Source organism: Streptomyces sp. NPDC059696 (assembly GCF_042733745.1).
Classification (GTDB): domain Bacteria; phylum Actinomycetota; class Actinomycetes; order Streptomycetales; family Streptomycetaceae; genus Streptomyces.
Map to the genome: position 1 here is coordinate 118,285 of NZ_JBHWFG010000012.1, position 14,377 is coordinate 132,661.

General features: G+C 72.1%; 14 protein-coding genes. 9 read left to right on the forward strand and 5 right to left on the reverse strand.

Going from position 1 to position 14,377, the window contains the following annotated elements:
• Window positions 1-164: 164 nt before the first annotated feature.
• On the reverse strand, window positions 165-890 hold the full coding sequence (locus ACFV20_RS15915) for an SDR family oxidoreductase (RefSeq protein ID WP_385656715.1): 726 nt from the start codon (window positions 888-890) through the stop codon (window positions 165-167).
• A gap of 103 nt (window positions 891-993) precedes the next feature.
• Here ACFV20_RS15915 and ACFV20_RS15920 point away from each other — a divergent pair, with 103 nt between their 5' ends.
• Together ACFV20_RS15920 and ACFV20_RS15925 are read left to right on the forward strand one after the other, a co-directional pair.
• On the forward strand, window positions 994-1,848 hold the full coding sequence (locus ACFV20_RS15920; RefSeq protein ID WP_385656718.1) for a LysR family transcriptional regulator: 855 nt from the start codon (window positions 994-996) through the stop codon (window positions 1,846-1,848).
• A gap of 497 nt (window positions 1,849-2,345) precedes the next feature.
• The gene (locus ACFV20_RS15925) at window positions 2,346-3,746 is read left to right on the forward strand and encodes a DUF5933 domain-containing protein (RefSeq protein ID WP_385656721.1); all 1,401 of its coding nucleotides are present in this window, start codon (window positions 2,346-2,348) and stop codon (window positions 3,744-3,746) included.
• Window positions 3,747-3,753: 7 nt separating this feature from the next.
• On the opposite strand, the gene ACFV20_RS15930 is transcribed toward ACFV20_RS15925, so the two are convergent.
• From ACFV20_RS15930 to ACFV20_RS15945, 4 genes are read right to left on the reverse strand one after another with little or no spacing between them, the layout of a single operon-like run.
• Window positions 3,754-4,161: an NUDIX domain-containing protein gene (locus ACFV20_RS15930; RefSeq protein WP_385656723.1), complete on the reverse strand. Its 408-nt coding sequence runs from the start codon at window positions 4,159-4,161 to the stop codon at window positions 3,754-3,756.
• Between the two features lie 49 nt (window positions 4,162-4,210).
• The gene (locus ACFV20_RS15935) at window positions 4,211-5,374 is read right to left on the reverse strand and encodes an HAD-IA family hydrolase (protein WP_385656726.1); all 1,164 of its coding nucleotides are present in this window, start codon (window positions 5,372-5,374) and stop codon (window positions 4,211-4,213) included.
• Window positions 5,374-6,690: an aminotransferase class III-fold pyridoxal phosphate-dependent enzyme gene (locus ACFV20_RS15940; protein WP_385656728.1), complete on the reverse strand. Its 1,317-nt coding sequence runs from the start codon at window positions 6,688-6,690 to the stop codon at window positions 5,374-5,376. Before ACFV20_RS15940 ends, ACFV20_RS15935 begins: the two co-directional genes overlap by 1 nt.
• Window positions 6,687-7,529: a formyltransferase family protein gene (locus ACFV20_RS15945; protein ID WP_385656730.1), complete on the reverse strand. Its 843-nt coding sequence runs from the start codon at window positions 7,527-7,529 to the stop codon at window positions 6,687-6,689. Before ACFV20_RS15945 ends, ACFV20_RS15940 begins: the two co-directional genes overlap by 4 nt.
• A gap of 418 nt (window positions 7,530-7,947) precedes the next feature.
• Between ACFV20_RS15945 and ACFV20_RS15950 the strand changes: the two genes are divergently transcribed.
• The 7 genes from ACFV20_RS15950 to ACFV20_RS15980 are packed head-to-tail and all read left to right on the forward strand — an operon-like array spanning window position 7,948 to window position 14,352.
• Entirely contained in the window at window positions 7,948-8,553 is a 606-nt protein-coding gene (locus tag ACFV20_RS15950; protein ID WP_385656733.1) for a LysE family translocator, read from the forward strand.
• 10 nt (window positions 8,554-8,563) lie between these two features.
• On the forward strand, window positions 8,564-9,481 hold the full coding sequence (locus tag ACFV20_RS15955; RefSeq protein WP_385656736.1) for a diiron oxygenase: 918 nt from the start codon (window positions 8,564-8,566) through the stop codon (window positions 9,479-9,481).
• 21 nt (window positions 9,482-9,502) lie between these two features.
• On the forward strand, window positions 9,503-10,483 hold the full coding sequence (locus ACFV20_RS15960; RefSeq protein ID WP_385656738.1) for an ornithine carbamoyltransferase: 981 nt from the start codon (window positions 9,503-9,505) through the stop codon (window positions 10,481-10,483).
• On the forward strand, window positions 10,480-11,457 hold the full coding sequence (gene sbnA, locus ACFV20_RS15965; protein WP_385656741.1) for a 2,3-diaminopropionate biosynthesis protein SbnA: 978 nt from the start codon (window positions 10,480-10,482) through the stop codon (window positions 11,455-11,457). The genes ACFV20_RS15960 and sbnA overlap by 4 nt, the downstream gene beginning before the upstream one ends.
• Window positions 11,458-11,512: 55 nt before the next feature.
• Window positions 11,513-12,526: a 2,3-diaminopropionate biosynthesis protein SbnB gene (sbnB, locus tag ACFV20_RS15970; RefSeq protein ID WP_385656744.1), complete on the forward strand. Its 1,014-nt coding sequence runs from the start codon at window positions 11,513-11,515 to the stop codon at window positions 12,524-12,526.
• A gap of 30 nt (window positions 12,527-12,556) precedes the next feature.
• Window positions 12,557-13,246, forward strand: a complete 690-nt coding sequence (locus tag ACFV20_RS15975) for a 2OG-Fe dioxygenase family protein (protein WP_385656746.1) — start codon at window positions 12,557-12,559, stop codon at window positions 13,244-13,246.
• Between the two features lie 20 nt (window positions 13,247-13,266).
• Window positions 13,267-14,352 carry an iron-containing redox enzyme family protein gene (locus tag ACFV20_RS15980; RefSeq protein ID WP_385656748.1) on the forward strand — a complete coding sequence of 362 codons (1,086 nt, stop codon included), beginning with the start codon at window positions 13,267-13,269 and terminating at the stop codon, window positions 14,350-14,352.
• The last annotated feature ends 25 nt before the right edge of the window (window positions 14,353-14,377 follow it).

The window sequence follows — 14,377 nt, forward strand, 5'->3', positions numbered from 1 at the left end:
CCTTCCTGTCGCGCCCCCGCGTGCCGGCCCTGTGACCTCCGGCGACGGCGGATGTGCCGCTGCCGCCGCCGTCGCCGGGCGGCAGGCCCTCGGGCGGGCTGGATCGCCCCGGTCGCGACGAATGTCACATCACCCGTTGGGCCGTACCCGAGGCGGACCAGGGGCTACCACGGGATCTCGCCCTCGTCGTCGAAGAAGCCGCCGGTCGGGCCGTCGTCGGGCAGGGTCGCCAGCCGGATCGCGACCGCGGCGCCCTGCTCCGGAGTGCGCACGCCGCGGAACCCGTTGAGGTCGGTGGCGCAGTAGCCGGGGCAGGCGGCGTTGATGAGGATGTTCGTGCCGTCCAGTTCCTTGGCGTACTGGACGGTGACGGCGTTGAGGAACGTCTTGGACGGCGAATAGGCGGCGGCGATCGGGCCGGTGTCGCTGCCGGGCGTGGTCTGCCGGGTCAGGGACCCCACGCCGCTGGACATGTTCACGATGCGCGGGGACGGCGAGCGGCGCAGCAAGGGCAGCATGGCGTTGGTGACGCGGATGACGCCGATCACGTTGGTCTCCACGACGGTCCGCATCGTCGCCGGGTCGACCGAGGTGGGCAGCTGCGGCACGGAGCCGGTGATCCCCGCGTTGTTGACCAGCACGTCGAGCCGTCCCGCGCTCTCCTGGAGCTGTGCGGCGGCGTCCGTCACGCTCGCGTCGTCGGTCACGTCGAGCGGCACGCCGAACGCGTCGGCGCCGGCCGCCCGCAGTTTCGCCACGGCGGTCTCGCGCCGCTCCCGGTCCCGGGCGCCGACCCCGACCCGCCATCCGAGGGCGCCCAGGCCGGCCGCGATCTCGTATCCGATCCCCTTGTTCGCGCCGGTCACCAGCGCGATCGTCTGTTCGCTCATGCGGTCGATCCTGTCCGGGCCCGGTGCGGCGCGGCCAACACCGATCGGGTGGCCGGCGATACCGCACGGGTATCGGCCCAGCTCGTGGCAGTACCATCGGGCCGTGGAGACCAGGGAGTTGCGGTACTTCGTCGCCGTCGCCGAGGAGCTGCACTTCGGGCGGGCCGCGCTGCGGCTCGGCATCGCGCAGCCCCCGCTGTCCCGGGCGATCGGGCAGCTCGAACGGCGCCTGGGAGCCACGCTGCTGGAACGCGGCGGCCGCGCGGTCACCCTGACGGAGGCCGGGGCGGTGCTGCTGCAAGAGGCCCGCGCGGCGCTGGCGGCCGTCGAGGCCGCCGAACGCCGCACCCGCCGGGCCGCCCTAGCCCCCGCGGGCCAGGCCGGGGTGGTCCTCGCCACGAAGGCCGGCGCGTCCGCCGAGCTGCTGGCGAAACTGCTCGACGCCTACGCCGCCGAGCCCGACGCGGTCCCCGTCGATCTGCTGCTGTGCGGCATGGGCGAGCAGGGCCCGATGCTGCGCGACGGCCGGGCCGACGTGGCGCTGCTGCATCTGCCGTTCGACACCACGTCCGGCCTCGACACCGAGGAGCTCTGCTCGGAGGAGCAGGTGGCGATCCTCCCGGCCGGCCATCCCCTCACCGGCCGGCCCCGGCTGCGCACGGCCGACGTCACCGGGCTGCCCGACCTGCCCATGCCGCGCTGGCCCGGACCCGACGGCACCTACCCGGCCGGGCCCGGCCCCGAGGCGCGTGACCACGCACAGCTGCTCCAGCTGATCGCCCTCGGCCGGGCCTGCTGGATCGCACCGGAGTCCTGCCGGTCCCAGCTGCGGGAGGGCCTCGCCGCGGTGCCGGTGGAGGACGCGCCGACGGTCACGACCGTGATCGCCTGGCCGCCGCACAGCCGGTCCCGGGGGGTCGCGGGGCTGGTCCGGACGGCGGTGCGGGTGAGTTCGTGAGAGGGGCGGCGCCGCGTGGCGGTACGGCTGAGTGCGTGACGGGGCGGCGCCGCGCTGCGGGTCGGGAGTGTGCGTGACAAGGGGCGGTGTCGCGCCGCGCTGCGGGTCGGGGGCGTGCGTGACAGGGGGCGGTGCCGCGCCGCGCTGCGGGGCGGGTGCCTGTGTGGCAGGGGGCGGTGCCGCGCCGCGCTGGGGGCCGGGGGTGTGCGTGACAGGGGGCGGTGCCGCGCCGCGCTGCGGGTCGGGTGCGTGCGTGACGGGGCGGTGCCGCGCCGCGCTGCGGGTCGGGTGCGTGCGTGGCAGGGGGGCGGTGCCGCGTGGTGGGTGTGGCCGGATGACAGGGGCGCCGCCGCAGGTCACTCCGTTAGCATGTTCGAACTCGCGGTGGTCCCGCCATCGCTCACCATCTACCCAGCCATTCCGATGAATCGGCCAAAAGTGAATCGGCCAAAAGATTGATATCCAGGGCATCGCGGGTGTTTTCCCGACTCAGTGGCGTGACCGCGGAGGACGCGTCGCGCCACCGGCGTGCGGCGCTGTGGGGCACGGCGGGCGTGGTCGCTCTCGCCCTCCTGGCCGCCCTGGAGATCGCCGCCCGCCGTTACGGCGAGCCCGGGCCGCTCACCACTCAGGTGAGGGCCCTCGTCTTCGCCCCCAAGCCGGGGCCGCTGTACGGCGGACTGGCGTTGACGATGGTGGTTCTCACCTGGCGGCAGCGGTTCATCGCGGCCGGGGCCGCGCTCGGGATCGACGCCGTGCTCCTGCTGGTGCGCCGGGTGCTCGGCGCCGAGGCGGCCGAGGGCCATTCCCTGGGCACCGGGGCGCTGTGGGTGATGCTCGGGTTCGCGGTCGTCGCCGTCACGCGCCGCACCGGCGCCGAACGTGTTCTGCTGCTCAAGGGCGTCGGGCTGGGCCTGCTGCTGGTGGCGGCCCGCAAGACCGGTGACACCTGGCTGTTCATCACGGCGAAGACCCACCCGACCGTGCTCGACCAGTACGTGGCGACCGCCGACCACGCGCTGGGCAACCCGTCGTGGCTGGCGGGCCGGATCGTGGCGGCCACCGACCCCTTCAGCAGCCACCTGCTCCAGCTGGTCTACGGTCAGCTCGCGGTGGCCGCGGTCGTCGTCGCCCTCTACCAGCTGCGCGACGTGGCGGCCGAGCGCCGCTTCCCGAGCCATCACCTGGTGCGCACCTTCCTGGTGATCGGCCTGCTCGGGCCGGGCATCTACATGCTCTTCCCGGTGGTCGGGCCGGTCTTCGCCTACGGCCCGGGCGCCTCGGGCACCGGCGGCGTGCAGTGGGCGGCGGCGAACCTGTGGCCGCACACGCCGCTGCCGGTCGGTGTCCCGGAGCCGATGACGTACGACGGGATCACGCCGCGCAACTGCATGCCCAGCCTGCACACGGCGTGGGCCGTCGCGATCTTCGTCCACACCCGGCGGGCGCCGCGGCTGCTGCGGTTCGCGGGCACGTTCTGGCTGGTGTTCACCCTCGCCGCGACGCTGGGATTCGGCTACCACTACGGCGTGGACCTCGTCGCCGGGGTGGTCTTCGCCCTCACCATCGAGACCGCACTCCGCGCGCACGACCGCGGCTGGGACCGGGCGGGCATCTCCCTGGTCGCCTACGGCACGAGCCTCTTCGCCGCGCTCCTGCTGTCGTACCGCTACCTGCCGACGCGTATGGCCGCCGTCCCGGAGGTCTCCGGCCCTGTCCTCCTCCTGGCGATGGCGTCAGTGATCTACGCCTACACCCGAGTCACCACCCACTGGTCCCACCTCCCGTCCGCCCCGGGCCCCGCCCCGACCGTCCCCGCCCAGACCCGGACCGGAACGCCGGACGACCACGAGGACCCGGACCCGGACCCGGAACGCAAAGACCCTGTCCCGGGCTGACTGCGGGTCACGCCAGCCACCCCCTCTCGTGGAGGGCGTCGAAGGCGAGGGCGTCGATGGCTGAGATTCGGGGGCGGTCTTGGTACTGGAACCAGGCCTTTTCGGCGATCTCCCGGGAAGGGGTCAGTCGGCCGTGGTGGTCGGCGGTGTAGCAGATCATGCGGAACGGGTCGTGATCCGGATGGCCCTCGCCGATCTCGAACGTGCCGACGTGGGTCATGGAGCCGGGGTCGATCGCCGTGCGCAGTTCCTCGTCGATCTCCCGGACCAGCGTCTCGCGGTCGGACTCGCCCTGCTCGCGGTGACCGCCGGGGAGGTAGAAGCGGTCCCTGCCGTGACTGCGTGTCACCAGCACCGCGGCGCCGCGGATCAGGACCCACGCCACCTTCTCGGGCACACCGTCGCCTTCGGTCATGGCGGGACCGTACTACCGGAGGCTGCCTCCGCCGCCCCCGAGAGCGCCCTCACTCGGAGAGCTTCAACCCCAGCTCCACCGCCAGGCCCGAGGTGTCGCGCACCACGCGGGTCGCGGCGGACAGGCGGTCGGCCGGGGTCAGGGCCGCGTAGCCGATGCTGGTCATGCCCGCGGCCGTCGCGGCGTCGACTCCGGGGACACTGTCCTCGACCACCACCGCGTGGGCGGGGTCGACCCCCATGCGGACCGCCGCGTGCAGGAAGAGGTCCGGCGCCGGTTTGCCCCGGGTGACGTCGTCGGCGCAGTACACCCGATCCCCGAAGAAGGGCGCCAGCCCCGTCACCCGCAGGCCGAGGGCGAGCCGGTCCCGGGGCGAACTCGACGCGACGCAGAAGGGGGTGCCGCGCCGGGACAGGGCCCGGAGGACCTCCGCCATGCCGGACACCGGACGCAGGTCCCGCTCGAAGGCCTCGATCAGCCGGGCCCGGTAGTGCCCGGTGAACCCGGCCGGCAGCTCCCGTCCGGTCTCGGCCCGCAGCATGGCCCGGACGCGGTCCAGGGTGCCGCCCATGTAGCGGCGCACGCTGTCCTCGTAGGACGTGGGGAACCCGGCCTCCGTCAGCAGCGCCGCCAGGACGCGGTTGGCGATCGGCTCGGAGTCGACCAGCACACCGTCGTTGTCGAAGATCACCAGCTCCGCGTCGGCGGGGTCCCGCAAGGGGCGCGGCGCGGCTGCCGGCCCCGTCGCCCAGGTGGGGTACGGGCGGCCGTGCAGGGAGGCGTTGTCGAACCGCAGGTCGGTGGTGACCTCCTCGGTGACCCACTCGGGCAGGTCGACCACGTCCGCCGCGTCCTCGGCGTCCAGCTCCGCCAGCACCAGACCGGCGTTGGAGCCGTAGAACTCGTCCACGGTCCAGCCGTCGAACCGCCCGCCCAGGTAGTGCCGCTTCTTCAGCACCAGCGGCTGCGGACACAGTCCCGCGAGGATCTCCTCGGCGTCCGCGAGCGGCACCGGGTACTCGAACTCGGCCCTGCGCGCCCCCCGGCGGGGACCCTTGACGGTGAGGACCGCCTCGGCGCCGTCGGTGATCCGCACCCGTACCGCGCGCTCGGGCCCGTCGGTCAGGTAGCCCTGGCGGACCTCCCGGGTCCGCACCACCGTCTCGCGCCAGCCGGGGCCGACGAGGAACTTCCGCTCCGTCTCCACCCCCATCAGGCGATCCCGTTCAGCGCCGTCTCGAAGACCTCGGCGAAGAAGTCCAGTTCGCGTTCCCCGATGACGAGCGGGGGGTGCACGTTGATGACGTCCGGCGCCATCCCGGTCGTCGCGACGAGCACGCCGGCGTCCGGGTGCCCGGACCGGAACAGGTGCCGCATCCGGCCGGCGTGCGGCCCGGTGAGGACGATGCGCGCCGTGCCGCCCATCGCGTCCACGCCCCGTACGAGGTCCGGATGCCGCGCGGCGACCTCGGTGAGCCGCTCGCGCATGGCCTCCTCCAGCCGCAGGACGTCCTTGTCGGCCGTGGTCCACCGCTCCCAGCGGTCCAGCACCGTGTCCACGACGGCGAGGGCGCTCGGGATGCCGATGTAGGTGGAGGAGTGGCTGCCGGGCCGGTACCGGTCGGGGCCGCCCAGCGGCTCGCGGGACCACACCATGCTCAGCGCGGCACCGCCGTTGGCGAGGCCCTTGCTGGTGACGACGATGTCCGGGGTGACCCCGGAACGCTGGAACCCCCAGCGCGGTCCCACCCGGTGCATACCGGTGAAGATCTCGTCCGCGATGACCACCGCCCCCTGCGCCCGGGCATGGTCCACGGCGGCGCGCAGCAGCTCGTGGTCGGGTTCCACCATGCCGCCCACGTTCTGGACGGACTCGAAGACGAACGCCGACACCTTCCGGCCGAAGTCCCGCCCGCCGACGCCGCTCAGCTCGGACCCCCACCGGGTGACGGCCTCACGGCAGCCCGGCCCGCAGCCGGCTCCCGCGACGGCGTGCGGGCACCGCTGATGGTCCGGGCTCGGGAGGCGAACCACCTCCAGGCCCCACGCGGCGAGCAGCTCCCGGTAGCGCGGGCTGGAACTGAGCATGCTGGTCACGCCGGAGCGGCCGTGGAAGGCGCCCTCGAAGACGACGACGGTGCCCGGTCCGTTGGCGGCGAACGCGATGCGCAGGGCCGTCTCCATGGCCTGCGCCCCGCCGAGGTCCAGCTCCACCCGGCCGGGCGTGCCCAGCACGTCGGACACGAGCGGTTCCAGCCGGGACAGCACCTTGAGCCGCAGCTCGGACTCGGCGAACGAGGGCAGGGCGGGCAGCTGTTCGCAGCGCCGCATCGCCTCCTGGAGCAGGGTGGCGTCGTAGCCGAAGGCGACGGTGCCGTTGGCGGCCTCGGCGTCGAGGTACCGGCGCCCGTCGTGCGCGGTCAGCCAGCTGCCCGAGCCGGAGACGAACCGGGGGACGTCGGGTTCGCGGTAGACCAGGTTGCCCGCCCCGGCGAAGGAGGGGATGCGCTCGTCGGCGAGGTCGGTCATGGAAGCAGCTCCCCGGTCAGTCGCCGTCCGCCCAGTCCGGTCGGCTCTCCGTCCACCACCACGACCCGGCTGCCGTCGCGGTGTTGCTGGTCCGACAGGGCGAGCCGCCCCGCCGCGAAGGCCTCCACCGACCACCGCAGACACGGCCGGTCGCTGAGGCTCTTCTGCTTCGTCTCCTGCACCTCGGCGTCCTCGGCGGTCGGCCGGCGGCCCTCGACGGGCACCTCCGGGCCCATCGCGAGGATCGCGCCGCCGTCCCGGGTGCCGTCCACGAGGAAGCAGGAGGTGCGGGTCGTCGTGCGGCCCGCCGCCATCGCGAGCCGCACGGGGTCCTTGCCCGTGAACCGCCGGTGGCCCTCCTCGTCCAGGACCGACAGGTCCGCCGGGTGCTGGTTGATCATGCGTCCCCGGTAGCGGTCGAGCAGCCGGCCGTCGATCCACCGGTGGTAGGCGAGGACGACCAGGTCCAGCTCGCCGTTGTCCCGCTCCCAGCCGGCGATCCGTGCGTCCAGCGCGTCGTGCCACTGCCGGGCCCGGTCCCGGTAGGCCTCGCGGCCCGCCCGGCCGACGGCTGCCGACGCCGTTCCGCAGACGCGGTCGAAGTCGCCCGGCCACGCCTCGACCCCTGCCTGCCGTGCCACGTCCAGGGCCTTGACCCGCTCCGCGTGCGAGGCGACGAGACAGACCCGGAACTCCTCGGGCCGGGTCCGTTGCAGGTCCAGCAGCGTGGTGAGATTGGCGCCGGTGGCGGAGACCAGGACGCCGATGCGCAGCGGCCCGGCCGCCGAACGGCGGCCCAGGGGCGTCAGGGTGGCGCCGGCCGGAGTGGGTGCGGACAAGGGCACTCCGTCTCTGTTCTCTCGGGCCCCGAAGACGTTCGCGGCGGTTTGCGGCATGACTCGCTCCACTCTGGGAGCCCGCCGGGCGGCCCGTCCACGGCCTGTGCGGCTCATTTCCCTGCACTGCAGGGAGATGAAGGCCGCGGGGCTGGAGTTGTTGAACGGTGATGGGTGATGCTCGAAACCGGGCCACCGAGCCTGTACTACCCGGAAATCCCGTTCCACCTGGCAATCCCAGAAAGCAGGAGACCGAAAATGTCCTCGCTCATTCGTGACATGTTCTCTCTCGAGCGGTGCGGGCAGGCGCCCGACATTCGTTGGGACTGATGGTCCCCGGCCTGCCTGCTGAATTCGGCCTACCTGGCAGTGGATCCCGTTGATTGACGTAACAGGTTATGTGGCAGTCGCAGGTCTCTTGGTGATCATTCCTGGGGCCGACACGCTCGTCGTCGTGCGCAACACGCTGAGCGGTGACTTCAGGAGCGCGATCCGCACCACCGCCGGTGTGTGCGCGGGGCTGGTCGCCTGGGCCCTGATGTCGTCCATCGGGCTCGCGACCGCCCTGGCCGCGTCGCCGACCCTGTTCAATGTGCTCCGGGCCGCCGGAGCCGCGTATCTGGTGTATCTCGGCGCGCAGGCGCTCATGGCGGCACGCCGGACCGGGACACCGGACGCGGCCCGCCGGACCGGGGGAGAAGCGCCACCCGAGCGCTCCGCGAAGGACTGGCGCCAAGGCGCGCTGACCAGTCTGGGAAACCCCAAGGTCGGCGTCTTCTACACCTCCCTGCTGCCGCAGTTCCTCCCGGCCGACGGGTCGTCCCTTTCCTCCTCGCTGCTGCTGGCGGCCGTTCATGTCGCCCTGAGCTTCCTCTCCCTGCTCGCGTACGCGGCGGTCGTCGCCCGCATGGGGGACGTGTTCCGCAAGGACGGGTGGCGCCGCGTGCTGGAGACGGTCGCGGGAGCGGCCCTGGTCGCCGTCGGGCTGTGGCTGATGGCCTCCGCGGTCACGGGAATCCAGACATAGGAGAGCTGAGATGAAGTCGCCGCTGGACGGCTGGTACGACAAGGCCGGGGTGCGGACCGACCCGCGGCGGGTCATGGCACGGGAACTGGAGGAGGGCAAGACCCTCTTCCCGCACACGCTCATCCCGTACCTGGACCATCCCCTGGTGGCCGCTCTGGAGCCCGAGGAGCGCTACCGGATCACCGCACGGCACCTGTACCAGTACATGCAGTTCACGATGCACTTCGAGACGAGTGTGGTGAACCGGGCCGCCGAGCGCATCGCGAACGGCACGTCGGGCCTGCCGCTGCCGGCGGCGACCCGGCTGGACGCCTACAAGATCTATTGCGACGAGGCCTACCACGCCCTGTACAGCCTGGACGTGGTGGAGCAGGTGAGCGACGCGACCGGCGTCGAGGTGCCCGCCTACGACTTCGCCCCGTTCCTGGACCGGCTCGACGGCCTCGGGGCCTCGGTCATGCCCGGTGAGACGGTCCTCGTCCAGCTGCTGCAGGTGGTCGTCTTCGAGACGCTGGTCACCTCGATCCTGAAGGACATCCCCAAGGACCAGACGGTGGTCGGCACCGTGCGCGAGGTCGTGCGGGACCACGCCCAGGACGAGGGACGCCACCACGCCTACTTCGCGGCGTTCTTCAGGGAACTCTGGCACGACCTGAGCCCCGCCCTGCGGGAGCGGGCGTCGCGCTGCCTGCCCGAACTGGTCAGCCGCAGCCTCACCCCCGACCTGGTGCCGGTGCGCGGCTCCCTCCGTGCGGCGGGACTGGACGAGCCGGCGGTGAACGAGGTCCTCGCCGACGTCTACGCCCCGGACAAGACCCGGGACGGCATCCGGGCCAATGCCCGGCACACCTTTCAACTCTTCGAATCCGCAGGCGTGTTGGACGTGCCGGGTGCACGGGACTCCTTCATGTCCGCCGGGTTGCTCTGACGACGGACACGGGAGAAGGAAATGACTGCAGAGAGCCGTTCCCTGCTGGGAACGCCCCGGAGCGTCCCCGAGACGGGCGTCTTCTCGCTGTCCGAGCTGGACGGCAAACACCTCGACGCCCTGGTGCGCCGGTCCTGCGACTTCTTCGCCGACCGCGGCGACCACGACCGCCCGCTGCGGGACACCGTCGCGGGCATCCTGTTCACCAAGACCTCCACCCGGACCCGCACGGCCTTCACGACCGCGGCGCTCCGGCTCGGCGCCCAGGTCATCAGCTACGGCCCGCACGACCTCCAGCTGGAGACCGGTGAGTCCCTGGAGGACACCGGCCGGGTCTTCGGGCGGATGCTGGACCTGCTGGTCGCGCGGACCGCGGGCCCCGTCGAGCAGCTGCGCGCCCTGTCCCGGTACGGCGGGATCCCCGTGGTCAACGCCATGGGGCAGGAGGAACACCCCACCCAGGGCGTGTGCGACCTGGCCACCATCAACCTGTACTTCGGCGCCGTCGAGGGCGTCAAGGTGCTGTACGTCGGCGAGGGCAACAACAGTGCCGTGGCGCTGGCGCACGGCCTGGCCCACTACGCGGGGACCGAGCTGACCCTGCTCACCCCGCCCGGTTACGGCGTGCCGGAGCACGAGCTGGCCGCGGCCCGCAGCAGGGCCGAGACCAACGGCTCCGTACTGCGCCAGACCCACTCCCTCGACGAGGCGCCGGACGCCGTCGACGTGGTGTACACGACGCGCTGGCAGACGACGGGCACCTCGAAGCCGGACGCCGACTGGCGGGAGATCTTCCGCCCCTACCACATCGACGAGGCGTTCATGGGCCGTCGGCCGGGGGCCGTCCTCATGCACGACCTGCCGGCGCACCGCGGCGACGAGATCTCCGCGGCCGTGCTGGAGGGCGAGCGCACCCTCGCGTGGACACAGGCGGAGATGAAGCTGACCAGCGCCATGGCCGTCCTGGAGTCGCTGGCGACCGCGCGCCGGGACAGCGCATGATCAAGGACTGCGTGTACGACGTCGTCACCGACGACGTGTTCCTGCGGTTCCCCGACGTCCTGCCCGGCAGCGAGCTGTTCCTGAAGCTGGAGGGGCTGAACCCGGCGGGCTCGGTGAAGCTCAAGACCGCGGTCGCGCTGGTCGGGGACGCCGAGCGGCGCGGGCTGCTCGGCGCCGGGGGCCAGGTCGTGGAGTCCTCCTCGGGCAACCTCGGTGTCGCCCTGGCGGTGGTCTGCGCCGCCAAGGGCTACGACTTCACCTGCGTCACCGACGTCAACGCCTCACCGCACAGTGTCGCGCTGATGCGGGCCCTGCACGCGAACGTCGTCCTGGTCGACGAGCGGGACGCGAACGGCGGCTTCCTCGGGACGCGCATCGCGCTGATCCGGCGGATGCTGGCCGAGGACCCGGCGCTGGTGTGGCTCAACCAGTACGCCAACGCCGCCAACCCCGGTGCCCACGCGACGCGCACGGCCGTGTCGATCCTCGCCGAACTCGGCCGGGTGGACTACCTGTTCGTCGGCGCAGGCACCACGGGCACCCTGACCGGATGCGCCACCCACTTCCGTGAGGCCTCGCCCCGCACCCGGATCATCGCCGTCGACAGCGTCGGCTCCGTCACCTTCGGCGGCCGGCCCGGGCCGCGTCATCTGCCCGGCCTCGGCACCAGCCGCGTACCGGAGATCAGCCGTGCCGACCTGATCGACGAGGTCATGCTGGTGGAGGAGGCGGAGGCGGTGAAGGCCTGCCGGATGCTCGCCCGGCGGCACGGCCTGCTGGTGGGCGGCTCCAGCGGATCGGTGTTCTCGGCGGTCCAGAGCCGGGCCCTCGACATCCCCGCCGGTTCCCGGGTGGTGGCCATCGCGCCCGACATGGGCGAGCGCTACCTCGGCACCGTGTACGACGACGACTGGGTCGCCGCGAGATTCGGCGTCGACCCCGTGTCCCAGCTCCCGGCCGTGCTGGGCCGATGAAACTCCGTGAAATCCGTGAACTCCGTGAATTCCGTGAACTGTGTGGGGGAACCTCATGTTCGGCTTCGATGTAGTCAGCGGTACGGTCGCCCGTGAGGTGATCTCCGAATCGCGGAAGGAACTGATCGGTATCGTCCGGGACGCCTATCTCGCCCATGAGGGCGGGGACTCGGTGAACCCGAACAGCTATTTCCTGCGCTTTCCCGAGAAGCCCTCGGCGCGGATCATCGCGCTCCCCGCCTACCTCGGCGGCGGCTACGACGTGGCCGGCATCAAATGGATCGCGAGCTTCCCCGAGAACGTCGAGCACAACGTCCCGAGGGCGTCCGCCGTCCTGCTGCTGAACGACTACGCCACGGGCTACCCCTTCGCCTGCCTGGAGGCGTCCCAGATCAGCGCCGCACGCACCGCGGCGTCCTGCGTGCTCGGCGCCGCGCAGCTGCACGGCTCCTCCCGCGCGGCCCGGATCGCCGTCGTCGGGGCGGGCGTCATCGCCCGCAACATCCTCGACTTCTTCGTCGCGGACGGCTGGGACATCGGGCGGTTCGCCCTGTACGACCAGGTGCCCGGCTACGCCGACGCGCTGGTGTCGTACGCCCGCGAGACGCTGGCCACCGAGGCGGAGCGCACGGACAGCCTGGAGTCCGCCGTGAAGGGCGCCGACCTGGTGGTGCTGGCCACGACGGCCGGTACGCCCTACATCACCGACCCGCACCTCTTCGAGCCGGGCCAGGTGGTGCTGAACATCTCCCTGCGCGACATCGCGCCCGAGATCATCCTGGGCGCGCACAACGTGGTCGACGACGTCGACCACTGCCTGACCGCCAACACCTCCGTGCACCTGGCGGAACAGAGCTGCGGGCACCGCGGCTTCGTCGACGGGACCCTGGCCCAGGTGATCGAGGGCAAGGTCCGGCCGGGCGACGGCAAGCCGCGCGTCTTCTCCCCCTTCGGCCTCGGCGTCCTCGATCTGGCCGTGGGCTCCTTCGTCTACCGCAACGCGGTGGAGTCGGGCCGTACGACGGGCATCGACGGGTTCTTCGCGGAGACCGAGCGGTGGCAGAAGTGACCCACCTCCCCGACGACGCGAAGGACTGTCATGCCGCTCGGTGCTGAAGGTTTCTCCCTGATCGAACTGCCGCCGGTCGCCCCGGAGTTGCTGGCGACGTACGACGAGCTGCCGGTCGATCCCTACATGGGGCACGGAACCCGGTACAAGAAGTTCTCCCAGTACCGGCTGACGGCGTCGGCCGACGGCGGGTGGAGCTTCGGGCTGCTGCCGCACCGGGACTACACCGCGTTCAAGAAGTTCAACCCGGTCGGTGGCGGCATGCGCCGCACGTACCCGCCCCTCGACGCGGACTTCACCCCCCTCATCGCCGTGGGCGCCCGGGAGATCGGGCTGGACCGGAGGGAGGACTGGCAGATCAACGTGCACCAGAACCGCAGCCGCGCGGAGCGGGGCCGGCCCGGTCCGCTCACGCCGGAAGGGGTGCACCACGACGGGCACGAGTTCGTCATGATCGGCGTCCTGCGCCGGGAAGGGGTCACGGGCGGTGAGACGCGGCTGTGGAACCCCGGGGACGAGAAGCCCTTCTGGAACGGCACGTTGGAGCCCGGCCGGGCGGTCCTCCTCGACGACCGGCGGATCGCCCACGACGTGACGGACATCGTCGCCACCGGGGAACGGCCCGGCCACCGCGACATCTTCATCGTCGCCTTCTCGCGCTGGAGCGAGAAGTGGTACGGCGACGAGCACGACGCCGCAGCGCTCGACGACGAGAACTGACAGGACGGACGGCATTCCCCATGAACACGGCTTCCCAGCACAGCTGTACCGACGGAAAAGACGTGCTCGCCGAGGGCGTGACGGCGTTCCTGCGCGACCTGGAGCACCGCTCCGCCGGTGAGTTGCTCCGGATGTCCGACGACTACGGCTTCCGTGGCGACCTCGCCGCGGCGTGCCGCGCACTGACGAGCCGCGCCTACGAGGACGGCGACCGGGCGGCCCTGGAGGAGGTCCACGGCGCGCTGTCCCTGATCTACGACCGCGAGTTCTCCGCCCGACCCGTCCAGGAGTCGGACCGCGAACGTGAGCCGATCCTGCGGGACGTGGCGGCCGTCCTGGAGCGGGCCGTGCTCGGCCACGAACTCCGGCGGATCCCGGAGGCGAGCGTCACCGGCTACCCCGAGTCGGGCCCGGAGTACGTCCGCTGGCTGAAGGCGGTGATCAGCGACCACCCGGCCGGCTGGCACCCCCTCTACCACCGGCATCTCGCCGAGCACGGCAGCACGGACGACCTGCGTCTGCTGCTCGCGCAGGAGACCAGCCTCGACCCGCGCTTCGACGACATCCTCGCCCTCCTCCAGGTCGGCCGGCACGGCGTCGAGAAGATGGAGATCGCCGCCAACTACTGGGACGAGATGGGCAACGGCGAGCCCGCCGGGGTGCACACCACCCTCTTCTCGCAGGCGCTGGACGCGATCGGCGCCGACCCCGACTACATACGCCGCGAGTTCCTGCTGGAAGCGGGGATCTCCGGCAACATCTCGGCCTGTCTCGCCCTCTCCCGCCGTCACTACCACAAGGCCGTCGGCTACTTCGGCGTCACCGAGTACCTGGCGCCGCGCCGGTTCCGCTGCGTGGTCGACGCCTGGCGGCGCCACGACCTGGACGAGGTCGGCATCGTCTACCACGACCTGCACATCGGGGTGGACGCCGGGCACGCCGCCGGCTGGTTCAAGAACGTGATCGGCCCGCTGGTCGGCGCCGATCCGGCAGCGGGACGGGACATCGCCCTCGGCGCGATGATCCGGCTCAACACCTCCCGGGACTACCTCGACACGCTGCTGGAACGCATGCGTGCCGACGCCCCGGTCCCGACCGGGGTCTGAGAGGGCGCGGGTGAACGGGGGAGCC